26 protein-coding genes and 1 pseudogene are annotated in these 24,462 nt (G+C 43.2%); 24 read left to right on the top strand and 3 right to left on the bottom strand.

The window, feature by feature from the left end; translation table 11 throughout:
• Positions 1 to 8 precede the first annotated feature (8 nt).
• The 10 genes from NAF01_RS12605 to NAF01_RS12560 all read left to right on the top strand — a co-directional run bounded on the left by NAF01_RS12605 (position 9) and on the right by NAF01_RS12560 (position 9,773).
• A complete protein-coding gene (locus NAF01_RS12605; RefSeq protein WP_197215385.1) occupies positions 9 to 830 on the top strand; it encodes an enoyl-CoA hydratase-related protein in 822 nt (273 codons plus the stop codon).
• A 109-nt stretch (positions 831 to 939) separates the two neighbouring features.
• Complete coding sequence (locus NAF01_RS12600; RefSeq protein WP_250802396.1) at positions 940 to 1,929, top strand: tripartite tricarboxylate transporter substrate binding protein; 990 nt, start codon at positions 940 to 942, stop codon at positions 1,927 to 1,929.
• A 63-nt stretch (positions 1,930 to 1,992) separates the two neighbouring features.
• Complete coding sequence (locus tag NAF01_RS12595) at positions 1,993 to 2,502, top strand: tripartite tricarboxylate transporter TctB family protein (RefSeq protein WP_048011244.1); 510 nt, start codon at positions 1,993 to 1,995, stop codon at positions 2,500 to 2,502.
• A 31-nt stretch (positions 2,503 to 2,533) separates the two neighbouring features.
• A complete protein-coding gene (locus NAF01_RS12590) occupies positions 2,534 to 4,045 on the top strand; it encodes a tripartite tricarboxylate transporter permease (RefSeq protein ID WP_048011243.1) in 1,512 nt (503 codons plus the stop codon).
• A 21-nt stretch (positions 4,046 to 4,066) separates the two neighbouring features.
• Positions 4,067 to 4,603 carry a gamma carbonic anhydrase family protein gene (locus NAF01_RS12585; protein WP_250802395.1) on the top strand — a complete coding sequence of 179 codons (537 nt, stop codon included), beginning with the start codon at positions 4,067 to 4,069 and terminating at the stop codon, positions 4,601 to 4,603.
• 146 nt (positions 4,604 to 4,749) lie between these two features.
• The gene (locus NAF01_RS12580) at positions 4,750 to 5,580 is read left to right on the top strand and encodes an ABC transporter ATP-binding protein (RefSeq protein WP_250802451.1); all 831 of its coding nucleotides are present in this window, start codon (positions 4,750 to 4,752) and stop codon (positions 5,578 to 5,580) included.
• Positions 5,581 to 5,603: 23 nt separating this feature from the next.
• Positions 5,604 to 6,878 carry a nickel-dependent lactate racemase gene (gene larA, locus NAF01_RS12575; protein WP_250802394.1) on the top strand — a complete coding sequence of 425 codons (1,275 nt, stop codon included), beginning with the start codon at positions 5,604 to 5,606 and terminating at the stop codon, positions 6,876 to 6,878.
• Positions 6,879 to 6,925: 47 nt separating this feature from the next.
• Positions 6,926 to 7,111: a hypothetical protein gene (locus NAF01_RS12570; RefSeq protein WP_226620359.1), complete on the top strand. Its 186-nt coding sequence runs from the start codon at positions 6,926 to 6,928 to the stop codon at positions 7,109 to 7,111.
• 350 nt (positions 7,112 to 7,461) lie between these two features.
• Positions 7,462 to 8,448 (top strand): Gfo/Idh/MocA family protein, encoded by a 987-nt coding sequence (locus tag NAF01_RS12565; protein ID WP_250802393.1) that lies wholly within the window; start codon positions 7,462 to 7,464, stop codon positions 8,446 to 8,448.
• A gap of 260 nt (positions 8,449 to 8,708) precedes the next feature.
• Entirely contained in the window at positions 8,709 to 9,773 is a 1,065-nt protein-coding gene (locus NAF01_RS12560) for a M14 family zinc carboxypeptidase (protein WP_222501869.1), read from the top strand.
• A gap of 535 nt (positions 9,774 to 10,308) precedes the next feature.
• Here the strand turns inward: NAF01_RS12560 and NAF01_RS12555 are convergent.
• Entirely contained in the window at positions 10,309 to 10,497 is a 189-nt protein-coding gene (locus NAF01_RS12555) for a hypothetical protein (protein ID WP_250802392.1), read from the bottom strand.
• 257 nt (positions 10,498 to 10,754) lie between these two features.
• Here NAF01_RS12555 and NAF01_RS12550 point away from each other — a divergent pair, with 257 nt between their 5' ends.
• The 12 genes and pseudogenes from NAF01_RS12550 (at position 10,755) to NAF01_RS12495 (ending at position 19,699) form a co-directional block, all read left to right on the top strand.
• Positions 10,755 to 10,913, top strand: coding sequence for a YezD family protein (locus NAF01_RS12550; RefSeq protein ID WP_152966826.1), 159 nt, complete (start codon positions 10,755 to 10,757; stop codon positions 10,911 to 10,913).
• A 100-nt stretch (positions 10,914 to 11,013) separates the two neighbouring features.
• On the top strand, positions 11,014 to 11,730 hold the full coding sequence (locus tag NAF01_RS12545) for a phosphoadenylyl-sulfate reductase (protein ID WP_226620151.1): 717 nt from the start codon (positions 11,014 to 11,016) through the stop codon (positions 11,728 to 11,730).
• Between the two features lie 15 nt (positions 11,731 to 11,745).
• The gene (locus tag NAF01_RS12540) at positions 11,746 to 12,810 is read left to right on the top strand and encodes a sulfate permease (protein WP_226620150.1); all 1,065 of its coding nucleotides are present in this window, start codon (positions 11,746 to 11,748) and stop codon (positions 12,808 to 12,810) included.
• Between the two features lie 26 nt (positions 12,811 to 12,836).
• A complete protein-coding gene (gene sat, locus NAF01_RS12535; RefSeq protein ID WP_226620149.1) occupies positions 12,837 to 13,982 on the top strand; it encodes a sulfate adenylyltransferase in 1,146 nt (381 codons plus the stop codon).
• Between the two features lie 13 nt (positions 13,983 to 13,995).
• Positions 13,996 to 14,595, top strand: coding sequence for an adenylyl-sulfate kinase (gene cysC / locus NAF01_RS12530; protein WP_226620148.1), 600 nt, complete (start codon positions 13,996 to 13,998; stop codon positions 14,593 to 14,595).
• Positions 14,596 to 14,757: 162 nt separating this feature from the next.
• Positions 14,758 to 15,534 (top strand): uroporphyrinogen-III C-methyltransferase, encoded by a 777-nt coding sequence (gene cobA, locus NAF01_RS12525; protein WP_226620147.1) that lies wholly within the window; start codon positions 14,758 to 14,760, stop codon positions 15,532 to 15,534.
• Between the two features lie 33 nt (positions 15,535 to 15,567).
• Entirely contained in the window at positions 15,568 to 16,320 is a 753-nt protein-coding gene (locus NAF01_RS12520; protein WP_226620146.1) for a sirohydrochlorin chelatase, read from the top strand.
• The gene (locus NAF01_RS12515; protein ID WP_226620145.1) at positions 16,301 to 16,909 is read left to right on the top strand and encodes a precorrin-2 dehydrogenase/sirohydrochlorin ferrochelatase family protein; all 609 of its coding nucleotides are present in this window, start codon (positions 16,301 to 16,303) and stop codon (positions 16,907 to 16,909) included. Before NAF01_RS12520 ends, NAF01_RS12515 begins: the two co-directional genes overlap by 20 nt.
• A 102-nt stretch (positions 16,910 to 17,011) precedes the next feature.
• Positions 17,012 to 18,112, top strand: coding sequence for a CdaR family transcriptional regulator (locus NAF01_RS12510; RefSeq protein ID WP_226620155.1), 1,101 nt, complete (start codon positions 17,012 to 17,014; stop codon positions 18,110 to 18,112).
• 122 nt (positions 18,113 to 18,234) lie between these two features.
• Positions 18,235 to 18,402 carry a hypothetical protein gene (locus NAF01_RS12505; protein WP_250802537.1) on the top strand — a complete coding sequence of 56 codons (168 nt, stop codon included), beginning with the start codon at positions 18,235 to 18,237 and terminating at the stop codon, positions 18,400 to 18,402.
• Positions 18,335 to 18,544: pseudogene (locus NAF01_RS12500) on the top strand (GntP family permease); the annotation flags it as partial. The gene NAF01_RS12505 and the pseudogene NAF01_RS12500, both read left to right, overlap by 68 nt.
• Positions 18,545 to 18,562: 18 nt before the next feature.
• Entirely contained in the window at positions 18,563 to 19,699 is a 1,137-nt protein-coding gene (locus NAF01_RS12495) for a glycerate kinase (protein WP_250802391.1), read from the top strand.
• A gap of 96 nt (positions 19,700 to 19,795) precedes the next feature.
• Here the strand turns inward: NAF01_RS12495 and NAF01_RS12490 are convergent, their stop codons facing one another.
• Together NAF01_RS12490 and NAF01_RS12485 are read right to left on the bottom strand one after the other, a co-directional pair.
• Positions 19,796 to 20,818 carry a DUF1646 family protein gene (locus NAF01_RS12490; RefSeq protein WP_222500249.1) on the bottom strand — a complete coding sequence of 341 codons (1,023 nt, stop codon included), beginning with the start codon at positions 20,816 to 20,818 and terminating at the stop codon, positions 19,796 to 19,798.
• Between the two features lie 454 nt (positions 20,819 to 21,272).
• A complete protein-coding gene (locus tag NAF01_RS12485; protein ID WP_197087787.1) occupies positions 21,273 to 21,437 on the bottom strand; it encodes a hypothetical protein in 165 nt (54 codons plus the stop codon).
• Positions 21,438 to 21,684: 247 nt separating this feature from the next.
• On the opposite strand from NAF01_RS12485, the gene NAF01_RS12480 reads away from it, so the two are divergent.
• Positions 21,685 to 22,845: an MFS transporter gene (locus NAF01_RS12480; RefSeq protein WP_250802390.1), complete on the top strand. Its 1,161-nt coding sequence runs from the start codon at positions 21,685 to 21,687 to the stop codon at positions 22,843 to 22,845.
• Between the two features lie 209 nt (positions 22,846 to 23,054).
• The gene (locus tag NAF01_RS12475) at positions 23,055 to 24,305 is read left to right on the top strand and encodes a methyl-accepting chemotaxis protein (protein ID WP_250802389.1); all 1,251 of its coding nucleotides are present in this window, start codon (positions 23,055 to 23,057) and stop codon (positions 24,303 to 24,305) included.
• Positions 24,306 to 24,462: the final 157 nt, after the last annotated feature.

The following is a 24,462-nucleotide window of genomic DNA, read 5'->3' as shown; positions in this document are numbered from 1 at the left end:
GAGAAATAATGTCTAAAAATCTTGAAGCAATAAATGATGAAAAAACTTGCCGCGATCCGGTTTTTTTGGAAAGAGCAGGTGAAATCGCATACATTTGCTTTAACCGTCCGGAAAAACGGAATGCCCTAAGCTATGATATTTGGACGAAAATTCCTGAACTTATAGAAGAATGTGAACTCGACTCCAAAATAAAAGTGATCATCTTTAAAGGGGAAGGATCAGTTGCCTTTTCTGCAGGAGCAGATATCAGTGAATTTAAGACGCTTAGATATACCGCTGAAGGTGCCGAAAAATACAACGAAGCTACAATGGTAGCAGAAAAAGCCATAATGAATGCCTCCAAGCCAACTATTGCCATGATTCAAGGATTTTGTGTAGGTGGAGGCTGCGAAATTGCTGTTGCCTGTGATTTCAGATTCTCAGATGAGAATGGGAAGTTTGGAATTACCCCTGCGAAGCTCGGACTTGTATACAATACACCAGGAACCAAAAATGTTGTAGACCTATTAGGACCATCTAAAGCAAAGGATATTCTTTTTACCGGACGATTGCTGGATACTGAAGAAGCTTTTCGGATCGGTCTCATTGACCGGATTATCCCGGCGGTTTCCATTAAAGAAGAAACTCTGGCGTATGCTGAGTTAATTTGCAAGAATGCTCAAGCCTCAGTCAGAGGATCCAAGAAAATTATAAATGAAGTACTGTCAGGGGCCGAGGAGGATTCACCCGAAGCATCAAAGCTTATCATCGAATCCTTCCTCTCAGACGATTATAAAGAAGGTGTCCATTCTTTCCTGGAAAAACGGAAACCAAATTTCAAATATTCATAGAAAAGCAACCCTTTACTTTCTGTGAGGTGCATCAAGTCATAAGGGCGGCGTAAGACATTTATTGAGGAACTACCATTGTTTCCTACTAATAAAAAAGGACGGAGAATAAATGAAATTTAACAAGTTCTCACTATTATCGCTGCTAATCATACTGCTTTTGGTCCTGCAAGGCTGCAGTTCCGGGACAAGTGCAAAATCAGATTCAAAGAATGGCGCAGGCAGTTATCCCGAAAGAGATATTGAAATCGTTGTTGGATGGGGTGCTGGAGGAGGTACAGATACCTTTGCCCGTTCAATCGCCAAAGAAATGAGCGATACATTAGGTGTTAACATTAATGTGGTCAATTTACCTGGTGCCTCCGGTGCAAATGCAGGAGACCATACAGCCAGACAGCCTGCAGATGGTTATACGATCTGGGCGATTTCATCTAACTATCCCATTAACGTTGCACGTAATACCACTCCGCATGATTTGAGCAAATATACAGCGATTGGAAGGGTGCAGCAGGATACCATGTCCCTTCAAGTTCTTAAAGGGAAAAAATTCACTGACTATGAAGATTTTATAAAACAGGCTAAAGATAACCCAGGCAAAATATCTGTAGGAGGCACTGGGGCTGTAGGCTTTGATGAATTAGTCCTCCGACAATTTGAAGAAAAGGCCGGAATCAAGCTTAATTATATTTCCTATGAAGATGCCGGTGAAATGCATGCAGCCCTGTTAGGCGGACATATTGATGGCATGCTAGAAGAAATCGGTCCTAGCATTGCCCAAATTGAAGACGGCTCCGTTGAGATGCTCCTGGCATTCACAGACAAGAAATTGGAAGGTTTCGAAGAGACTCCGATTTCAACTGAAGAAGGAATTGATCTGACTGATGGACAGGAACGAGGATTGCTGGTGCACGCCGACACACCTGATGAAATCGTTGAGGCTCTCCAGAAGGCATTGGAGAAAGCGAAAGACAGTGAAGAGTATAAGAGGTATGAGAAAGACAGTTATCTTCATTTACGTGACGGCTGGCTGAGCGGGGAGGACTTCAAAAAGAATCTTGAGAAGAACATTAAAACGTACCAATCAATTGTTGAAGGCCTTTAGTATAACAAGTCATCGGGAGAATTCTTTCTCTCGATGATTTTATAAAAGTCAGGGGGGTAAAAGATGCTTCTGGAACGTAATCTTTCGATCATAATGATTGTATTTTCTTCTTTTTTTCTGGTCATGTCCTTACAAATTGAAAATAGGACAGGAAATATTATTGCACCGGGAACCTGGCCTGCTGCTCTTATGATATTAATGCTCATTTTATCTGTCTTCTTATTGATTAGGACATTTAAGAACAAAAATAGTCAGAATTTACAGAATAAAGGGCCGGAAAGTGATGCAAGTGAAGCGGATGAGGAAAAACTGGTTTACCCAAAAAGGTTTATCCTGCTGCTGGGGACTTTAGCCATCTATACATTCATTCTGGGATATGTTGGTTTTATTGCTGCTACTATTCTCGGGATTTTTGTTCTGGCATTTCTCTTTGGCATGAAGAGCTGGGTGCGTGCACTTTTAACTGGCATATTATCAACAGCCGGGTCTATTGTATTATTCCCTATTCTGTTGAACTTGCCCTTCCCAAGGGGAGTAGGAATTTTCCAGATGTTCAGTTTACTGTTTTATTAATAGCCAATTCTAATAAAAGAGGTGAAACACATTGATTGAAGGACTTTTCGGCGGTTTTGGGAATCTTTTTGAACCATTCAATATGTTCGTATTATTGGTCGGTGTCCTGCTTGGATTTATTGGCGGAGGTATACCGGGAATAAGCGGAACCATGCTGGTCATTATTCTTCTGCCGGTTAGCTATGCGATGGACCCGACAGCTGCCTTCTTGCTGTTAACTTCCATATATGCTACCTCGGTATTTTCCGGTTCCATCAGCGCCATTTTATTCCGGACCCCTGGGACACCTGAAGCTGTGGCCACCATATTTGACGGATATCCCATGGCCAGAAAAGGGGAAGGGGGAAAAGCACTCGGTATATCCATATTCAGCTCTGCTACTGGAGGTGTATTTGGAACTATTGTCTTAATTTTTTTAACACCTCTTCTCGCATCTTTTGCGCTTAAGTTCTCTTCTCCCGAGTACTTTGCTCTGGCGCTTATGGGGCTTACCGTTGTGGCTTCGCTGAGTGCTGGAAATCTTGTAAAAGGGTTCATTGGCGTTTCATTTGGTTTATTTATTGCTACGATCGGAATCGATACAATGACAGGGGTTCCGCGATTTACCTTCGGCTCAGGCCAATTAATGTCAGGAATAGATTTCATTCCTGTCCTGATAGGATTATTCGCCATTTCTGAAGTATTGCGACGGGTTCAGCAAGTCCACAAGGTGAATTCAAAACAAAAAGTAAGGTCTGAGCTGCCAAACTGGAATGTTATGAAACGAATTTCAGGTGTCATTGGCCGTTCATCATTATTAGGTGTATTCATCGGAATATTGCCGGGTATTGGTGCAACGACTGCTGCCATGCTCAGCTACAGTGAAGCTGCACGCTGGTCAAAAAATTCCAAGGAATTTGGAACTGGCATTCCAGAGGGGATTGCAGCACCTGAATCAGCCAATAATGCAGCTGCTATGGGCGCCATGGTTCCATTGCTGTCTCTTGGTATCCCTGGGAGTGCTACAACCGCCATCTTGCTGGGTGCTTTTATTCTTCACGGAATACAGCCAGGACCTCTAATGTTCTCGACGCAGGGATCCTTGATTTACACAATTTTAATGGGACTTCTTGTCGCCAATCTATTAATCATTGTTATTGCAAAACCGTTTATATCTGTCTTCTCTAAGATTCTCCAGGTTCCATATACAGTGATTGGCCCGTTAATTGTGCTCTTTTGTATTGTGGGAACCTTTGCTGTTCGAAACTCCATCTTTGATGTTGGCATGATGCTTTTGTTTGGCATTATTGGCTACTACTTGGAAAATGCTAAATTCCCTTTGGCTCCAATTGTTTTAGGAGTGGTACTTGGCCCGATTGCCGAAGATCAATTTAGAAGAGCGATGCAAATGTCCAACAATGATATTTCGATCTTCTTCACAAGGCCTATCGCATTAACCTTTATCATCCTTTCAATCATCAGTATTTTGTACCCGCTTCTAAATAAATGGATTAAGAACAGGAAAAACCGATTAAATAACTCCGGCAATACAATCGCCTCATAAATAGAATAGGAGATGTTCTAATTGATATATAATTTTGAAGGCATGACGCCTGCTGTCCATGAATCGGTATTTTTAGCACCAAATACGTATGTGATTGGAAATGTTAAGCTGGAAGCTGATGTATCCATATGGTTCAATACAGTACTTAGAGGGGATAATGACTCTATTAAAATTGGAAGCGGTACAAATGTTCAGGAGGGAACCATGATTCATGTTGATGAAGGGTATCCCGTCAGCATAGGCAAAAACGTAACGATCGGACATAACTGTGTTATTCATGGGTGCACAATTGACGATGGAGCTCTTATAGGCATGGGAGCCATTGTCTTAAACGGAGCACATATTAAAGAAGGTGCTGTTGTCGCCGCTGGTGCTGTTGTAGGAGAAAATAAAGTAATCGAAAAAAATACACTTGCTGCGGGTGTCCCTGCAAAGCCATTAAAGCCAGTTAATGAGGAACTGAAAGTACGCATCATGGAAGGGGCAAAATTTTACCAGAAAAACGGGGTAAAATTCCGCCGAAACGGCATCGTTTCTGAGCTCACCAGCTCTGTTTAGACAGATAATTCGCTGAAATCTGAAAATATTGAGCTGAGACACAGGATTTCCTTCATCCCTTATGGAAATCAATTTATAGTGTCTTCAGCTCTCTTTTGATTTAAGACTATTAGATAGATTCATTTTATAACAAAAGGAGAATCATGATGAGTCATATACAATGCAGCAGTGTCATCTCTCTGGATCAAATTATCTGGAAAAGAAATGGAAAGAAAATTCTGGATCATGTATCCTGGGATGTACAAAAAGGGGAGCATTGGGCCCTCCTAGGATTAAACGGATCTGGAAAAACAACAATTCTTAATATGATTACCGGCTATAAATGGCCTAACGGGGGACATGTTTCGGTATTGGGAAATGTCTTCGGCAAAACCAATATTCCTGATCTTAGAAGGTCTATTGGATGGGTCAGCACCTCCCTGGATGATAAATTTCAGTTTCGTCCTGCTGATACGGCGCTTGAGATTGTATTAAGCGGTAAATTTGCATCTATTGGTTTGTACGAGGACATTACGCAGCATGATTTAGATCACGCAAAAGACTTAATGAAGCAATTTGGCATCAGCCATGTAGAAAACCAGACACTTACATCGCTTTCTCAGGGCGAGAAACGAAAGGCAATGATTGCGAGGGCGCTAATGTCTTCACCGCGGCTACTAATATTGGATGAACCATGTAATGGACTTGACATATTTTCCAAAGAAGAATTGCTGGCATCTATTGAAAAGATGATGGCCATTCCAGATGGTCCTACCATCATATATGTGACCCATTATATTGAAGAAATTGTTCCATCCATTTCCCATGTAATGCTTCTGAAGTCCGGAAAAGTTGTTGCACAAGGAGAGAAAAAAACAATCGTTACAGACAGGAGACTGGAAGAAACATTTTGTGTTCCTTTGTCTGTGGAGTGGGAAAATAGCCGTCCCTGGATTCGCGTAAAATCATCGCAATCAATCATAGGCGCAGGCAAGTAATCAGCATAAGGAGGAAATATACCTTGGAAATCAAATTGGCATATGGGAAAGAAGGACTTCTTGTCAATCTTCCCGAGCATACAGCAGTCATAGAACCTGTCCATATTCCTGGCCTGGATGACGAAAAGCAAAAAGCATTTGAAGCCATGAGGAATCCAATTGGGACAAAGCCATTAAAAGAAATGGTGAAAAGCACGGATACTGTTTCGATTGTCATTAGCGATATGACAAGACCCACCCCAAATCATAAGTTGGTTCCATGGATTATGGAGGAGTTAAAACATGTTCCGGCAGAGCAATTTATCATCATTAATGGCACTGGCAGCCACCGTGATAACACGAGAGAAGAGCTTATTCAAATGCTTGGAGAGGACATTGTAAACCAAGTCCGGGTCATTAATAATAATGCATTTGACCAATCCACTCAGACCTACTTGGGGACAACCTCGTATGGGGGTGAGGTTTACCTTAATAAGGAATATTGCCAAAGTGATTTTAAAATTGTTACAGGATTTATTGAACCGCACTTTTTTGCAGGGTTCAGCGGCGGACCCAAGGGAATCATGCCTGGAATAGCCGGGATTGATACAATAATGCATTTTCATAATGCCAGAATGATTGGAGATAAAGACAGTACATGGGGAAAAATTGAAGGCAACCCGGTTCAGGGAGAAGCTACAGAAGCAGCTCTTATGGCAAAACCGGATTTTATGCTGAATGTAACTCTTAACGGAGACAAAGAGATTACAAACTTTTTTGCAGGCGATGTCATTTTGGCGCACAGAACTGGTTGTGAATATGTCAGAGAACATTCGATGGTCGCGTGTGAAGAGCCATTCGATATAGTTATTACAAGCAACAGCGGATATCCTTTAGACCAGAATCTGTATCAGGCTGTTAAGGGGATGAGCGCTGCACAAAAAATTGTGAAAAAAGGCGGTGCCATTATTTGCGCGTCAGAATGCAGTGACGGCCTGCCCAACCATGGCAATTACGCTGAAATACTAAAAATGAAAGCAACACCGCAAGAAATATTAGACATGATCGAGGATCCCGCCTTTTCCATTTTTGATCAATGGCAAGTACAAAAACAGGCAATCATTCAGGTATGGGCTGACGTATATGTATATTCAAGCCTAGCGGACGAAGACGTTAAAAATGCCATGTTCCTTCCTTCTTCCTCTATCGAAAAAACAGTGGAAGAGCTGCAGCAAAAGCACGGAAGAGATTTAAGGATTGCCGTTATGCCTCTTGGGCCATTAACCATCCCATACACTAAGGAATCTGTTAAAAGCTGAATTTGAAAAATTATTAAACAAACCTAGGGGAGACAAAATGATTCTAATTGCAGATGTTTTTAAGAGAGCAAAAACTGATAGACATCTTTTATTCACTCATCCAAATAAAAGAATATCATCATTCAGCTATTAGTTATCGTATTAATGAACGAAATATAATATTTCAAGCAGAAGAAAATCAGGACGAGCAGCTGGATGATGAATGGGTGCAGGGCTTATTATTGGACGACTAATTTGTAGGCAACTGGGAAGAACTCTTGGCTGCGACCTCAATTGTTTCTTGGCTTAATCATCACCATTCGATAAAATTGTAGAGTTTTCCTCATGAGGTTCCACTCACGGTTTTAAAGGAGAACCTACGATTAGATTCGCTGGAGCGGTCATTTACAAATGAACCATACGAAATAGAAAGAGCTTCATTAATATTCTAAATTCACTAATATGAATCAATTAATCAAATACATAGAGTAACAATGGAAGTCAGGGAAATTACAGACTTCCATTTTTATTTCTTGCTTTTTCTTTCATTTTCCTTAAAAATGAGAGAATAATTATCCCACAATAGAAACTGGAGGAAATGATTTTGGTTCGTTTTGGCGTTGTAGGCACTAACTGGATTACAGAAAGATTTTTAAAAGCAGCACTGCAGGCTGAAGATTTTCAGCTGACGGCTGTTTATTCCCGCACCGAGGAAAAAGCAAAAGAATTTGCAGGCAAATATGGTGTGAAGAGGACTTTTACTGATTTACAGATGATGGCCGCAAGCGGCGAAATCGACGCTGTTTATATTGCAAGCCCGAATTCCCTGCATGCAGAGCAGTCCATCCTTTTTATGAAAAATAATGTTCATGTTTTATGCGAAAAGCCTATTGCTTCTAATACAAAGGAGCTTACATCTATGATAGCTGCGGCCAGGGAAAACAATGTTCTTCTTATGGAAGCCCTTAAGTCTCCTTTTATGCCTAATTTTTTGGCTGTAAAAGAAAATCTTCATAAAATTGGAAAGGTGCGCAGATATTTTGCAAGCTATTGCCAATACTCTTCCCGTTATGATGCCTACAGGCAGGGAACCGTGCTGAATGCATTCAATCCGGATTTTTCGAATGGTTCACTAATGGATATCGGAATTTACTGTGTTTATCCGCTTGTGGCCCTATTCGGTAAACCTGAGGAGATTAAAGCAGCAGGCTATATGCTGGAATCAGGAGTTGATGGGGAAGGAAGCATGGTCCTTAAATACCCTGACATGGATGCGGTCATCATGTACAGTAAAATAACCGATTCCAGTCTTCCTGCAGAAATTCAAGGGGAAGAGGGAAATATCGTTATAGATAGAATAAGTGCACCTGAGAAAGTTGAATTGCATTATCGGAACGGGGAGAGGGAGGACCTCACTCAGGACCAATTAAGTGATTCTATGTATTACGAAGCCAAAGAATTCATCCGTTTGGTTCAGGCTGGAAAAACTGAATCTGATTTCAACTCCCACGCTAACTCGATGATAACAATGGAAATCATTGAAGAAGCCCGAAGGCAAATAGGTGTAATCTACCCGGCAGACCTGAATTAGAACGAAGGATCGGACATTTTATATCCGATCCTTTTTAGTTCTTTTTACACCTGAAAAAGGGATTTTTTGTAACCCTGTATCTGAAGTGGTAATTTTGGATTATTTTTACACGATAAATCATTAGTAAACTCCTCTATTTATACTTATTTCGGTATGCGAAATTTGTCAAAAGAATAGGTATCATACTCTATTATCACTCTTAAATTAATTCACTAGAATTAATAGTGAAAGATAAGTATTAATATGGGGGTATGAATTTTATGACATTGAAGAAAAAAGTTCTATCAGTATCACTGACAGGTTTGATGGCTTTAGGTGCTGTTACAGCAGTTGGTATGCCTGCAGGTGCCGTAGGGAATGGGCCTGGCACAGGAAATGGATCCATTCAGACTTCCATTCTGCATACATATGCCAGTTTAACAGATTATTTGAAAACACAGGATGCCAAACAGGAGGCTATGCAGCTTGAAGTCATCGGCCAGACGGTAAAAGGCCGTGATATTCACATGGCAAAATACATATCCAATCCTGACAATCCAACGGTTCTATTTCTGACTCAGCAGCACGGGAATGAGCAGCTGACAACTGAGGGAGCCTTGGAGTTTATCAAGCACCTTGGTACCGGCAAAACAAGCGGAGTCCTTAAAGATGTCAACATTCTCGTCATCCCGATGCTTAACGCAGATGGAGCAATGGGGGATGTGGACTTCTCACTTGATGATTATCTAGCCGATGGCGATCGCCATTTAACCCGCTATAATGCCAATCGTGTGGATTTGAATCGGGAACATGCTAAAGAAACAAGCGAAATGGAGCCGGAAGCGCGTGCTCTCCATGAAAACGTGTTCAAGAAATACAATATCGATTACATGATTGATCTTCATCATCAGGGCACATTAAGTGAAACTGAAGGAAAGCTTGTGTCAGGAAGCATTCTGTATCCGACAAACAGCAATGTAAAGCCTGAGGTTCTTGAAAAATCCAAAAAGCTTGGATCAATTGTGTTTAACTCGCTTCACCATACTGGCTGGGGCCATATTGGAAAATATGTCGGCGGCACAGGTGAAAACATTGGCCGGAACGGCGCTGCTGTCCGCTACGACATTTCCACGCTTCTATTTGAAATGCGCGGAATGTCCGACCACAATTATGAGCCATACGCCCTTGGACAAAAGAGCAACGGCTATCTCATCAAACAGACAATCACAACGCTTGATGCGACAGTAAAAGCAATAGCAGACGGTTCAATCAATTCTGCTGACACCAGCTTCTGGGATACACTGCCTGAACAGACAACAAGGCAAAACGAAGAAGCGGACGAATAAAAGTAATGCACCTCCGGTAGTTGCCGGGGGTGTTTTTTATGCTAAAAAACCTAAGCGTCAAAAGCTGGATGTCATATCTCTCGACAAAGCAATAGCAACCAGTGTCAACCTAAATCATCTCTATTAAAAGGTAAAAGAAGCTGCATCAATCCGCATGTTAGATACCGCATCTTCAGCAAAAGTCAAAAGAAGCTGCATCAATCCGCATGTTAGATACCGCATCTTCAGCAAAAGTCAAAAGAAGCTGCATCAATCCGCATGTTAGATACCGCATCTTCAGCAAAAGTCAAAAGAAGCTGCATCAATCCCCATGATAGTCACCATATCTTTAGCAAAAGGAAAAGAAGCTGCATCAATCCGCATGTTAGATACCGCATCTTCAGCAAAAGGTAAAAGAAGCTGCATCAATTTGCATGTTAGATACCGCATCTTCAGCAAAAGGTAAAAGAAGCTGCATCAATCCGCATGTTAGACACCACATTTTCAGCAAAAGGTAAAAGAAGCTGCATCAATCCGCATGTTAGACACCACATTTTCAGCAAAAGGTAAAAGAAGCTGCATCAATCCGTATGATAGACACCACTTCTCCAGCAAAAGGAAAAGAAGCTGCATCAATCCGCGTGTTTGACACCACATCTTTAGCAAAAGTCAAAAGAAGCTGCACCAACCCCATCATGAACACCACATCACTAACAAAAACCAAAAGATCTTGCATAATAGCCAATTACAAAACCTAATATCCTCAAAAAATCTCAGGGGAATTCAACGTGAATAGGTACATAAAAAACCTGGTACTTTACCAAAAAACCAAGTAAGGTTAACGGTTTTCAGTGAAGAAAAGCCCATTTATCAGATTTTTAAAATTTTCTTTAAATAAGTTGTTGACAATTCCTATGTGTATGGTAGGATTAATCTCAACATCACAAAAAACAAACTAAAAACCGTATCCTTTCCTCAACAAAAAAAAGGAGGCGAGCCTCACTGAAACAGGCAGACTGGGAAGAGTTATCTGCTCATTTAAAGCAGATGCTTCAGAGCATTAAATTCGGATCGATCACGCTGGTCGTCCAGGATGGCAAGGTCATACAACTCGAGAAGAACGAAAAGGTTCGTCTTCAACCAAATAAGCGCGCTGACTAGACAAACTAGAGGCGGTTTTTCCAACTGAAGTTTTTTCAGGCGGGAAGACTGCCTTTTTTGATTTTAAAAGATTTCTAGAATATGAAAGGAGTACTGCAAGATGATCAATGCAGTAACATATAAAAATTGGAATCAAATCTCAGATTCGTTCCCAAACGATGACAAATTAAAAGGCGCAAGCACAGTGTTGAAATGGGCTTATGAGAATTATCCTGAAGATAAAATTGTCTATGCATCGAGCTTCGGAGCGGAAGCCATCGTGCTGATTGATCTTATTCAGGAAATTAAGCCAGATGCCCATATTGTCTTTTTGGACACCGGGCTTCATTTTCCGGAAACCTATGAAGTGATTGATAAAATTGAGGCCCGCTTTCCAAGCCTCAGGATTGAGCGTAAAGAGCCCAAGCTGACGCTGGACCAGCAGGCTGCAGAATACGGATCTGCACTTTGGAAAAGGGAGCCGAATTCATGCTGCCAGATCCGTAAAGTGATTCCGTTAAGAGAAGCGTTAACACCAAAGCAGGCCTGGATCTCCGGCCTTCGGCGGGAGCAGTCGCCGACAAGAGCGAATACTCAATTCCTAAACAGGGATGAAAAATTCAGGAATATCAAAATTTGCCCGCTGATTCACTGGACATGGGATGAGGTTTGGGCCTACATCAAGGAAAAAGACCTGCCTTACAACACTTTGCATGAACATGGCTACCCAAGCATTGGCTGCTTTCCCTGTACACAGGCAGTCGATGAAAATGGCGATTCCCGTGCGGGCCGTTGGTCTGGCACAGGCAAAACTGAATGCGGCCTTCATACGAGCTAGAAGGAGGGTGATACCATGCTTACGATCATAGCGGTCACAGTCGGTTTATTTTTCGCCATGAATATAGGGGCAAGTGGAGCAGCAGCGTCCATGGGGATCGCGTATGGCTCAGGTGTCCTGAAAAACCGTATGATAGCTCTTATTCTTTGCGGCTTGGCCGTATTCTTCGGAGCATGGCTTGGCGGAGGAGAAGTGGTAAAGACGATGGGAAGCGGTATTGTTCCTAAAGAGACCTTCACGGTTGCCATCGCGCTGATTGTGATTGCATCTGCAGCATTATCTCTTTTTCTGGCGAATGTATTCGGCATCCCGCTGTCTACCAGTGAGGTGACGGTAGGTTCTGTTGTTGGTGCCGGAATCGTCTACCAATCCGTATTTGCCGGAAAGCTTGCCTGGATCGTTATGTTCTGGCTGCTTACTCCATTTGCCGCATTTTTAATTGCCATAGCGGCAGCCGCTTTTTTAAAGAGAAAGTTCATACAGAACCTGATTAAAAAGCCTAAAGCAACTCCGATCTTAGCCATACTTGTCGTCTTCATGGGTGTGTTTGAAGCATTCTCGGCAGGCATGAATAATGTTGCCAATGCAGTCGGCCCGCTTGTTGGTGCAGGCATTATGAGCACAGGCAGCGGAATCTTCTGGGGCGGCCTGTTTGTCGCTATAGGAGCCGTTCTGCTGGGAAAAAAAGTCCTCGAGACGAATGGCAAAAAGATTACCAAAATCCGGCTTGAAGAAGGCTGTGTCATTTCAGGAACAGGAGCCGGAATTGTTACGATTGCGTCCGTTTTTGGAATTCCTGTTCCTTTAACGCAAATCACCACTTCCTCCATCATTGGAATCGGCTTTGTGAAGCAGGGACGGTCAGTCTTCAAGAAGGACATTGTTGTGCAGCTATTAGTCGTATGGGTCGTCTCACCCGTTTTATCGATGGTCCTGTCCTATACGCTCATCCAGCTGCTTATTGAACAAAATGTATATCCGGTGATTGCAATGGCCGGTGTCCTTATCTCCGTTTTCGGAGTGAAATTCTTAATGAATCAGGCACCAGCCAGTGTAAGGCCGATAACTGAAAAAAAGTAAATTTTAAAAAGAAAGGTTGATCAAAAATGGCTCTGCCGAAACCTCATGGAGGAAAATTAATTCAAAACTACAATCCCAATTATGACCTGACAGGAATTGAAAAAGAAATCTTAATAGATGCCATCGCACTGAGTGATCTGGAACTTATAGGTGTTGGCTTATTCAGTCCTCTGACAGGTTTCCTTGCTAAAGCAGACTATGAATCTGTTGTTGAAAAAATGAGACTGGCAGACGGAACGATTTGGTCCATTCCGGTTACACTCCCTGTTCAAGCGGAAAAAGCCAAAGAGCTTGCAGCCGGTGAAAAGTTTAAGCTGGTTCGCGAAGGTGAAGTATACGGAGTCATCACGGTATCAGAATGGTATGAGCCGGACCTGAGCAAAGAGGCGCGTGAAGTCTACAAAACGGAGGAGCAGGCACATCCCGGTGTAAAAAGGCTTTTTGAACGCGGTCCGGTTTATGTTGCCGGTGAGGTAACGCTGATTAAAAAGCCTGGCAAAGGTGTAGCAGAGGATGTATGGTTCGAGCCTAAAGAAACAAGGGCACTGTTTGAAGAAAAGGGCTGGAAAACAGTGGTTGGCTTCCAGACTAGAAACCCTGTGCACAGAGCACACGAATACATTCAAAAAGCTGCGCTGGAAACGGTGGATGGGCTATTTTTGAACCCGCTTGTGGGTGAAACAAAATCAGATGACATCCCTGCAGATGTCCGTCTTAAGAGCTACCGGGTCCTCCTGGAAAATTACTATCCAAAAGAGCGCACACAGCTGGCAGTCTATCCAGCAGCGATGCGATATGCGGGGCCGCGAGAAGCGATCTTCCATGCGATTGCAAGAAAAAACTTCGGCTGCACACACTTCATCGTCGGAAGAGACCATGCCGGTGTCGGCAATTATTATGGCACATATGATGCGCAGCATATTTTCAGCCATTTTACAGAAGAAGAGCTTGGCATCAAACCGCTGTTCTTCGAGCATAGCTTCTACTGCAATAAGTGTGAAGGCATGGCATCTGATAAAACGTGCCCGCACAGCAAAGAAGACCGCGTCATTCTATCCGGCACAAAGGTAAGGGAAATGCTCCGGAACGGGGAGCTGCCGCCATCCACCTTCAGCCGCAAAGAGGTTGTCGAAGTGTTAATAGAAGGCATGAGAGAAAAAGAAACGGTATAAGGGGAGGGTAAACATGACAAAGGCAACCAACATCACCTGGCATGATGCGGCGATTACGAAGGAAGACAGGCGGGCACAGAACGGCCACGGAAGTGTGGTCCTCTGGTTTACCGGCCTATCAGGCTCAGGCAAATCAACGATTGCAAATGCAGTATCTCACGAACTATTCCGCCAGGGCATCAATGAATATGTCCTGGACGGTGACAATGTCAGACACGGCTTAAATAAAGATCTTGGCTTTTCAGAGGCAGACAGAAATGAAAATATCAGGCGCATCGGAGAAGTCGCGAAGCTGTTTGTGGACAGCGGCAAGATCGTTACAACAGCGTTCATTTCTCCTTTCCGGTCGGACAGGGAAACAGTCAGGGCGCTGTTTGAAGAAGGGGAATTTATTGAAGTCTTTATCGACTGTCCGCTCGAAGAATGCGAACGGCGGGATCCAAAGCAATTATACGCAAAAGCCAGACGCGGGGAAATTAAGGACTTTACAGGAATCGATTCCCCGTACGAATCACCTGAAAGCCCTGAAATTACGGTCCGATCTGATCAGTACACAGTAGAAGAAGCAGTCGGGCAAATATTAACACATTTGCGTGAAAAGATTATTTTATAAGAACCGGGAGTCTCTTTTAATAGGAGACTCCTTTTCTGAAAAAAATAATTCCTACTATTTCACCCTGAAAAATGGTATTATAGAAAACAATTAGATTACCAGCCTAGGAAAAGCGTTAAAGTGCATATATTATAAGACAATACAGAAAGGGCGGGCATGAGTATGACAGGAAAAGTTTATTTAGTAGGTGCCGGACCGGGTGACCCGGACCTGATGACTGTTAAGGGAATGCGCTGCCTGCAGGAGGCAGATGTCGTTCTTTATGATCGTCTCGTTAACCGTGAACTATTAAATTATGCGAAAAAAGAAGCCCAGCTGGTATATTGCGGCAAACTCCCCAATCATCATGTGATGAAACAGGAAACCATTAATCATCTGCTCGTCAAATATGCGAAAAAAGGTCTTCAGGTCTGCCGGCTGAAAGGCGGAGATCCATTTGTATTCGGCAGAGGCGGGGAAGAGGCAGAAGAGTGTGCCAATCATGATGTGCCATTTGAAATTGTGCCCGGAGTCACTGCAGGGATCGCGGCATCAGCTTATGCGGGGATTCCGGTCACACACCGAACCTTAAGCAAAAGTTTCGCCTTTGTTACAGGACACCAGGCAGGAAACGAAGAAGCTGAGCACCAGTGGGCACATCTGGCGCATGCAGTAGACACGATTTGTGTATATATGGGTGTGTCCCATTTGCCTAATATTGTGAAAAACCTTATTCAAAATGGGAAATCACCTCAAACACCGATTGCCCTCGTTCACTGGGGAACCCTTTCAGAGCAGCGGACCGTTGCTGGCACGCTTGCTACTATTGAGAACAAAGTGAAAGAATCCAACATCACAAATCCAAGCATGATCGTCATTGGAAATGTAGTCTCCATGCACCATAAAATTAATTGGTTTGAAGAAGAAATTGTACCAAATCTGCCTGCTGTGCAAGGATAAACGGCGGTTTTAAAAAAGGAGGGAGCCCAAATAATGAAAGCGGTCCTATACATCGGCCATGGCACACGTTCCAAAAAAGGAGCTGCCGAAACAAACCTTTTTATAGAAGGTGTTATGAAAAAAGTCGATGCTCCCATTCAAAAGCTTTGTTTTCTGGAATTAACAGAGCCTGATATTGAAACCGGCTTTGAATACTGTGTGCGGAAAGGCGCCTCCGAAATTGTCATTGTGCCTTTATTTTTACTTGCAGCCGGCCATATCAAGAAGGATATTCCTGAAGAGCTTGCCCCTTTAATAGAAAAATATCACGGCATCATCGTAAAGATGGCGGACCCTTTTGGAGTCCAGGACACTATTCTAGACGCCATTGCAGAGCTTGTTACAGCAGATGCCCAGCCGATATCTCCTTTAGATTCTGTTTTAATTGTGGGAAGAGGCAGCAGTGATCCTTCCATTCTAAGAGCTTTTGACTCTATCAAAAACAGCATCAGCAATCGTCTCCGTGTGAAAAATGTGCAGGTCTGCTATCTGGCAGCCGCTGCTCCGTCCTTCCAGGATGGTCTTGACTCCATATGCCAGAAGGCAAGCGGCAATGTGATTGTCATCCCATATCTACTATTCTCAGGGCTTTTATTAAGTGAAGTTGTAAGAGAAGTAAATAAGAAAGTAAAAGCAGGCTTTACTGTGAATCTTACTGATACACTGGGAAAACATACCGCTATCCAAAACCTGGTCGCTAAAAAAGCGAATGGAGAGGTGAATGAGAATGCAGCCGTTATTCATTGATCTAACCAACAAGAGAATCGTTATTGCTGGCGGAGGCAGAATTGCTTTTCGAAAGGCGAAAACACTAGATGGAGAAAATGCCCATATCACATTTGTTGCTCCTGATTTTACAGATGAGCTTCTTCATTTAGCCCATCAAAGAGGCTATGAACTCATTCAGCGGGAAGCTTCCGCAGATGATTTTAAAGATGCTTTTTTATCGATTCTGGCTACAAATGAACGTGAAGCTAACCATGCACTGGCTAAATCACTAAATTCAGATCAGCTGGTTTGCGTGGTCGATGAAGCAGGAGAAGGAAATGTAATCTTCCCGGCAGCTGTAAAGCGCGGTCCTCTTCAAATCGCTGTCACCTCAAATGGTGCAAGCCCAAAGCTGACCCGGATGCTCAAAAAACAGCTGGATGAACAATTTGATGAGAGCTGGACGGGATATTCAGAATTCCTTGGAAACTGCCGCGATTATATTAAAAAGCTTTCTATCCCTCCGTCGGAAAAAAATGAGCTGCTTGCCGAACTGCTGGATGACCGTTACCGCCTTTCAGAGGATGAACGGGAACACAAATGGGCATACCTGCAGACATTAGCATAAACAACTTCTTAACCGTGTCTTGTCACACGGTTTTTATTTTGTTTATTGTGCAAATTTACTATGATACATTGTTAGTAATCTATCAGGAAGGCGGAGTGAATGGTGCACTTTTTATCCTATGAACTCGCTCAGGAAATAGTGGAGCGTACGATGAAAATTCTTAATAAAAATATAAATGTTATGAATGAGGAAGGCATTATAATCGGATCAGGTGAGAAGGAAAGGATCAACCAGGTTCATGACGGCGCTTTATTGGTCCTTAAAAAAGGCAAAAGTGTGGTAATTGATGAAAAAAGTGCTGCCGGACTGAAAGGAGCCAAGCCGGGAATCAATTTGCCCATCCAGTTTAACAATCAAATTATTGGTGTAGTCGGCATCACGGGGGAACCTGAGCAAATCCAGAATTATGCAGAGCTTGTTAAAATGGCAGCAGAACTCGTTCTGGAGCAGTCTTTTTTGCTGGAAAGAGTACAGTGGAAGCAGCGTCTCCAGGGCGAGATTGTAAACCTGCTTATTTCTGAAGAACCTTTAAATGAAGCCTGGCTGGAAGAGAGGGCCGGGTTTTTGGGATACGATCTTAAAATTCCGCGGACAGCCATTGTACTGAAGCTGCCGGAAGAGCTGGGTACTGAGAATCAAAAGCTTATTAATGCCATTCATTTTGAGTTAGGAAACCAGGATTTAACAGGGGTAACGTTCAACAATGAAATTGTAATTTTAAAGGCAGGGGGACAGTCTGAACAGATCTCAGCTTTAAAGAGGATTGACAGCCTTTCAAAGAGGAAAGCGGTTATTGGGATAGGGAATTCTTCAGAAAACATGAACGGCTTAAAATCGTCTTTTCGGCATGCACGGCAGCTTACTGAACTTGGACCCAGGATTCAGCCCGACGCAGGCTTTTACAGTTATGATAAATACTGGCTCGAAGCTGAGATATGCACGCTTGGACTAAAGGACACTGAGGCAATTTCTTTCTATGACCGGCTCATGGAGCAGGATAAAAAAGGGGAGCTGGCACATACTCTTGATGTTTTTATGAAAGAAGGAGGGGATCTTGGCAAAATAGCAGACCACTTATTTATCCACCGCAATACTCTGAGATACCGCCTGGATAAGATAACAGAAATAACTGGAAGAGACCCGCGGAATGTGAAGATGATGCTTGAACTATATGTAGCGAAATTATTCAAATCGCGTCAATGATTGTGCATGTGCACAATTATAGTAAAGTTCTGACCGCTTTTTTTCATCAGCATACACAATGAAACAATACGCGCAAACGCTTACAATGGATACATAAGCAAATCATCACGGGAGGGCTCATAATGGATGTAACTGTAAGCACTTTAGGCGCGATATCAGCTTTAGTCATTGCCATACTATTAATCTTGAAAAAAGTTCCGCCTGCTTATGGAATGGTCGAGAATATCAGCTTTAGCAGGAGCAGCCATGATTCATGCTGGGGCTACCGTACTGGACTATTTGCCGAATGAAAGTTTTTTCCACTCAACCGCAGGAAGCGTCAATATGGATATGAAAGAACGATTGAAGCAAATGCCATATGAGTCGCTTATCGGTTTAACTCTTGCTGTTATTTCAACTCTGATATTTGGAGTCTTTAAGCTATTAGGCTAAAGAAAGGTGAGATCAGGAATGAAAATAGTTATTGCGCCGGATTCTTTTAAGGAGAGTTTATCGGCACTAGAGGCAGCGAATGCCATTGAACGAGGGTTTAAATCAATTTTTCCAGATGCTCAATATAAAAAAATGCCGATGGCTGACGGAGGAGAGGGAACGGTCCAATCGCTTGTAGATGCAACATACGGAAGAATGATTGAGTGTACTGTCACGGGTCCGCTGGGAGAACCGGTACAGGCATTCTTTGGCTTAATGGGGGATGGAAAGACAGCTGTCATTGAAATGGCCGCTGCATCCGGCTTGCATCTGGTTCCTCCAGAAAAACGGAACCCCTTACTCACTTCAACGAGGGGAACAGGTGAATTAATCACTGCCGCAGCGGACACAGGAGTTCAGCACATCATAATTGGTATCGGAGGAAGTGCGACAAATGATGCGGGAGCGGGAATGATACAGGCATTAGGCGGAAAGCTTTATGGTAAAACGGGCAGGGAAATCGGTCCGGGCGGAGTGGCGCTTGCTGAGCTTTCAGCCATCGACATGTCAAACCTCGACCCACGGCTTCGGGACATCCATATTGAAGTAGCATGCGATGTTGATAACCCATTAACTGGTCCAAAAGGTGCTTCCGCTATCTTTGGGCCGCAAAAAGGGGCGACACAAGAAATGGTACAGCTGCTGGATCGGAATCTGGGCCATTTTGCAGATATTGTTGAACATGCACTCGGCAAACCATTTCGCGATATAGAGGGGGCAGGTGCGGCCGGAGGGATAGGCGGAAGTCTGCTTGCATTCTTAAATGCTGACTTAAAAAGAGGAATTGATATTGTCCTTGACGCGGTTAACTTTGAGGAGGAAGTAAAAGGTGCTGACCTTGTCATTACAGGCGAAGGCAGGATTGACAGCCAGACGATTTATGGAAAAACGCCAATTGGGGTGGCAAAAGCGGCAAAGAAGCACGGAATACCCGTATTCGGTCTTGCAGGTTCCTTATCAGACGACAGCCATATCGTCCATGACCACGGTATTGATGCACTTTTCAGCATAGTTCCTGGCGTGATAACCCTTCCGGATGCTTTTGAGAAAGCAGCACTTCATATGGAAAGAACAGCGAGGAACATAGCGGCCATTATAAAAATGAATAGGATATGAAATTGGAAGCTGCGAGATGCAGCTTCTTTTTAGTAAATAATAATAATGTTATGGAAACTAAATAAGATAAATAAAAAAGGACTGCACGCAGCCCTTTTAATTCCCACTGAATAAAATAAGCACAAAATATCCTATCATCGTGACCAATCCAAAAGGCACTCCGAATACGGCCCACTCTTTACTCGTTATCTGCAGTTTACCGGCAGCAATAATATTGGGAATATTTCCGGGGATCAGCATTCCGCCGCTGATCAGGAGTCCCAGAAGAATCGATTGAACGGTGAAATGGTCCATAGATGGACTGATTTCAGCTGCAGCAAGGGTAGCATTGTCAAGTACAGCAGAAATCATATTGATCCAATATAACAGAAGCGGATTTAAACCGATTAAAAAGTGATTAATCAGCGGTTCAAAACCGGCCCCAAGCATCGTCAGGCCCATGACAAAAAAGTAAATCTTCAAAGCCCTGACAAAGATTTCTTCATAGTTTTCACTGGCAGGCTTTTTGGTAAAGGAAGCTTTGCCAGAACTAGGCGGTTTAACAGCTATCGCTGCCATGATGCCGAAAAACACGAGGGCAATAATAATTTGCGGTCCAACCAAATCCATCAAAAAGAAAAAGTCTTCTTTCATTTTACTGATGGCAATGGTGGAAAGCGGTTCGCCAATTGGCGTCAGTGCTGCGCCAAGGCCAATCGAGAAACAGGCGAGTACTGTCAGCCTGACTTCTGAGGTTCTATCAAGCCTTAGGGCACTAATAATTAACACAAGAACCAGTGCAGCAATAATAGCGGTAATAACACTTGAAATTAATCCCAGGAAAATGACCATCAATGCTGCAAATAATCGAAACGGCATGCGCCGGCTTACTGAAAGGATGCTTTTTTCCAGATTTGCCTGAAACCACTTAAACAAGAGGCCCGCAATAAAGACAGCGAGTGTAATTTTTACAGGCTCCTGTGCCGCTTGTACAAAAAGACCGCTGTTTAGAACTCCGCTAGCGAGTGCTGCGGAAAGCCCCATTACAAATAAAAACATCTCCAGATTTTTTTCCACAAACTCAGATAGAAACGGCATGACAAGAACAATTATGAAAATAACCACTAATAAATAAATCATAATCCTGCTCCATTTGGTTATTTTCCCAGCTTAATCACAAGGAATATTACATGCATATGCTTCCCCTCGGACAAACTTTCCATAAAGTGAAACTTCAATCAGGGGGTTTTCCTTATTCCCACTGATTGTTAGTTGAGGCTCACGGAAAGTGGGTCACAAAGACGTTGCCACAGGACAAGGAAAGCTACGGCAGCGATACATCGCACGACCGAAAGCGGCAGCTTTTGGGAGGAGGTGGCGTTCTTAGTCTTTGTTCTTTTTTTCGGGCCTTTACATTATAAAACGAGGCGACTTACCTAGGGGTGACAAGCGAGCCCCTAGGAGCCGCAGCTAGATTGGGCAGTTTGACCCCCGCCTATCCTCCTTTATTCCCTCTGAGTCTTGAAGTGGGGGTCTTACTGCCCGTTAGACTGCGATAAAAAAATCCCTGCTGGAGACCCGCAGGGATTGTCGCTTAATTATAGTCGTTTAAAACGGTTCCAGTCAGATCGAATTCAGGTTCCATGCTTTTGATGGCATTTGTGTCAATAGGAGTTGTACCGGCCGGCTGTATTTCTTCTATTCCAGGTGGGGTCAGAGGGGATAATGTATGACCTTTCTTTGCTTGATTGTCCAACAAATGAATCAACTCCTTTACAGTATTTGTTAATTACATTCCTATTTTACTGTTATATTCAAACATGTAAATTATGGAAGTTGTCTTAGGGAAGTATTTTTATTTTTTCCCAAAAAATGATTTTTATTTACAATAATTCACCTTTTATTTTTAGATTATTCTATCCTTTGAGCTTGCACGGTCAGATATGTTAAGATGTTATTTTATTGAAATGAAGATAATCGCTAGGATAATAGAGAGGAAGTTCAGCTTGGATAAACGCATCTACTTATTGGCAATCATATCATTTGTCGTTGGAATGGTGGAATTGATTATAGGCGGTCTGCTGGATCTTGTCGCTTCAGATCTGGGTGTCAGCTTGGGGCAGGCGGGCCTGTTAATTACGGTATTTTCGCTTGCCTTTGCTATCGCAGCACCTGTCCTGCTCACAATGACAGTTAAAATGGAACGCAGCCGTTTAATGATGATATCATTGGCTGTATTTTTGGCCGGGAACATTGTGGCTGTATTCAGTCCGTTTTACGGTGTTTTATTAGTCGGCCGAATTCTGGCGGCAGCAAGCGGCTCACTGCTTATTGCCTTGTGCATGACAATGGCATCATACATCGTTTCAGAAGAATTTCGTGCACGTGCGATCGGAATCGTGTTTATGGGAATTAGTGCATCCCTTGTACTTGGTGTTCCCATTGGATTAATGCTTGGAAATGCTTTTGGCTGGCGGGCCCCATTTGTACTGATATCAGCACTTACACTTTTATCAATGGCCGGGGTTTACTTCTTTCTTGGAAAGGTTGCTCCAAAGCCTGCTGTGCCGATTGGCGTACAGCTTAAAACGCTGAAAAGCAGGAAAATAGCGCTCATACAGATAACATCCTTTTTACTAATGACAGGCCACTTAGCTTTTTACGGATACCTGACACCTTTCCTGAAAATGAATATGGGTCTGGATGGAAACTGGGTCAGTATTGTCTACATGATTTTCGGGATTGCGGCGGTAATCGGTGGCGGCCTTGGCGGCCACCTGGCAGACCGTTTCGGTGCAAAATCGGTTATTTTAACGCTCGTTGCCATGTTCGGAATTACGCTTTTTGCCTTGCCGTTTGCAGCTTTTTCCCTGCCGGTATTCCTTTTCACAGTAGTCATTTGGAGTATGCTCAGCTGGGCAGTCACACCGGCCATACACAGCTACTTAATTGAAGTAACACCGGAAACTTCGGATATTCAGCAGACATTGAACAATTCTGCAGTTCACATGGGAATGGCATTCGGCAGCATGATCGGCGGAATCATGATTGAGACAACCTCCGTTGAATACAACGCAGCTGCAGGAAGTATTTTTATCATTATTGCTCTTGGCACAGCAGCTCTTTCCATGGCGAAAAAAGAGACAAGGACTGCTGCAGCAGAATAATCTGGTAGAAATGCCGGCTTCTTTGGAGGCTGGCATTTTTTACAGCAAAAAGTGACAAACTATTTCAATTATTTAAAAATAATTCTACAAAATATATTGATATATCTTCCTTTTATCAACTATAATCAAATTGTCTATTGGTATAACATGAGATTATAGGGGGAATTTGGAATTTATTTTAGTGAAATAATAATAAAGGAGTCTGTTACATGAGCCAGCTTAACTATATTCTCCGTACTTTATTCGTCATTATTCCTACTGTATTGATCATCAGCATTGCAGTATGTGTTGGTAACGGGCTTGAAGGCAGTGCTTTTTGGATGACCATCGGGTTTATTGTCATCCTTGGAACACTGGCGGGAATATTATCCGCATTTATGAACTACCGCAAGTTTATTGCACCTATCAGCAAAATTAATGCCTACATTGAAGAACTTGCAGAAGGAAACATGTCCTCAAGACTGGACGAGAAATCTGTTGGCCAGCTTGGGTCCATTGCTGCGGCATTGAATCATACAGCCTCCGCCTGGCAGGATGTGCTCAATAAAGTGGTTCTGGCTTCGGACGAAGTCACACATTATGCCCAGCAGCTATCATCCGGCGCACAGCAGACAAATATGGCAACAAGCCACATTGCTGAGGTGATTGAAGAGATTGCTGCAGGCGCCGATAATCAGGTCCACGGTGTTGGAACGGCCTCCAATGTGATTATGCAGATGTCTGAAGCACTGACACAGGTGGCGGCTAATTCAGAACAGGTTACAGAACAGATCAATGATTCACTGGAAAAAGCAAATCATGGCGATGCATCCATTTCAACAGCAGGCTGCCAGATGAATTCCATTCATGTGAATGTTCAGGACTTATCCAAGGTGGTAAAAGGTCTTGGCCAGCGTTCACAGGAGATCGGAAAGATTATCGAAGTAATTACCGGAATTGCTGCTCAAACGAATCTTCTGGCATTGAATGCTGCCATTGAAGCGGCCCGGGCAGGAGAACAGGGCAAGGGCTTTGCCGTTGTAGCGAACGAGGTCCGAAATCTCGCTGAAAAATCGGCGGAATCCACTCTGCAAATCAGCCAGCTGATCTCAAAAATCCAGGAAGAAACCCATCAGGTTGTCCAAACCATGGATACGGTCAATCATGAAGTAACAGAGGGCATGGAAGTCATGAAGGGTGCAGGGGATTCCTTCAAACAAATCCGCCAGTCTGTCAGCATGGTGACCAATCAAATGCAGGAAGTCGCTTCAGCCATTCAGCAAATGTCTGTCGGTTCCAGGCAAATGGTCCAGTCCATGGATGAGATAACCCATGTGGCAAATGAATCCGCCATGGCTACACAAAGTGTACTGGCATCAACTGAAGAACAAGCTGCATCCATGGAGGAAATATCCCTTTCCGCTGACCAGCTTACGGGTATGGCGGAAGATTTGAAAGAGTTGATCAGCAGGTTTAAGTAATAGAGTTTAGGTCTAGGAACCTAGACTCTTTTTTTAATATACAATGTGAGAAGGAAAGAAGAGTATCCGGCTTCATCGTAAAACTTGAAACGATAGTAAGGTGAATGCCTGAATGGAATCCGGGAGAGAAAAGGCAATATCCCAATTGAACAAATGC

The organism is Cytobacillus firmus (assembly GCF_023657595.1).
GTDB classification, from domain to species: Bacteria; Bacillota; Bacilli; order Bacillales; family Cytobacillaceae; genus Cytobacillus; species Cytobacillus firmus_B.
The sequence above is the reverse complement of the archived record's forward strand: the minus strand, read 5'-3'. Positions and strand labels throughout refer to the sequence as shown.

Excerpts from the sequence above, each read along its gene's own strand:
- NAF01_RS12515 (WP_226620145.1), top strand. The coding sequence starts at position 16,301 with ATGCAGCCGTTATTCATTGATCTAACCAACAAGAGAATCGTTATTGCT.
- NAF01_RS12545 (WP_226620151.1), top strand. The coding sequence starts at position 11,014 with ATGATCAATGCAGTAACATATAAAAATTGGAATCAAATCTCAGATTCG.
- NAF01_RS12520 (WP_226620146.1), top strand. The coding sequence starts at position 15,568 with ATGAAAGCGGTCCTATACATCGGCCATGGCACACGTTCCAAAAAAGGA.
- sat (WP_226620149.1), top strand. The coding sequence starts at position 12,837 with ATGGCTCTGCCGAAACCTCATGGAGGAAAATTAATTCAAAACTACAAT.
- NAF01_RS12595 (WP_048011244.1), top strand. The coding sequence starts at position 1,993 with ATGCTTCTGGAACGTAATCTTTCGATCATAATGATTGTATTTTCTTCT.
- NAF01_RS12540 (WP_226620150.1), top strand. The coding sequence starts at position 11,746 with ATGCTTACGATCATAGCGGTCACAGTCGGTTTATTTTTCGCCATGAAT.
- NAF01_RS12605 (WP_197215385.1), top strand. The coding sequence starts at position 9 with ATGTCTAAAAATCTTGAAGCAATAAATGATGAAAAAACTTGCCGCGAT.
- cobA (WP_226620147.1), top strand. The coding sequence starts at position 14,758 with ATGACAGGAAAAGTTTATTTAGTAGGTGCCGGACCGGGTGACCCGGAC.
- cysC (WP_226620148.1), top strand. The coding sequence starts at position 13,996 with ATGACAAAGGCAACCAACATCACCTGGCATGATGCGGCGATTACGAAG.
- NAF01_RS12560 (WP_222501869.1), top strand. The coding sequence starts at position 8,709 with ATGACATTGAAGAAAAAAGTTCTATCAGTATCACTGACAGGTTTGATG.
- NAF01_RS12495 (WP_250802391.1), top strand. The coding sequence starts at position 18,563 with ATGAAAATAGTTATTGCGCCGGATTCTTTTAAGGAGAGTTTATCGGCA.
- NAF01_RS12475 (WP_250802389.1), top strand. The coding sequence starts at position 23,055 with ATGAGCCAGCTTAACTATATTCTCCGTACTTTATTCGTCATTATTCCT.
- NAF01_RS12600 (WP_250802396.1), top strand. The coding sequence starts at position 940 with ATGAAATTTAACAAGTTCTCACTATTATCGCTGCTAATCATACTGCTT.
- NAF01_RS12505 (WP_250802537.1), top strand. The coding sequence starts at position 18,235 with ATGGATGTAACTGTAAGCACTTTAGGCGCGATATCAGCTTTAGTCATT.
- NAF01_RS12580 (WP_250802451.1), top strand. The coding sequence starts at position 4,750 with ATGAGTCATATACAATGCAGCAGTGTCATCTCTCTGGATCAAATTATC.
- NAF01_RS12490 (WP_222500249.1), bottom strand. The coding sequence starts at position 20,818 with ATGATTTATTTATTAGTGGTTATTTTCATAATTGTTCTTGTCATGCCG.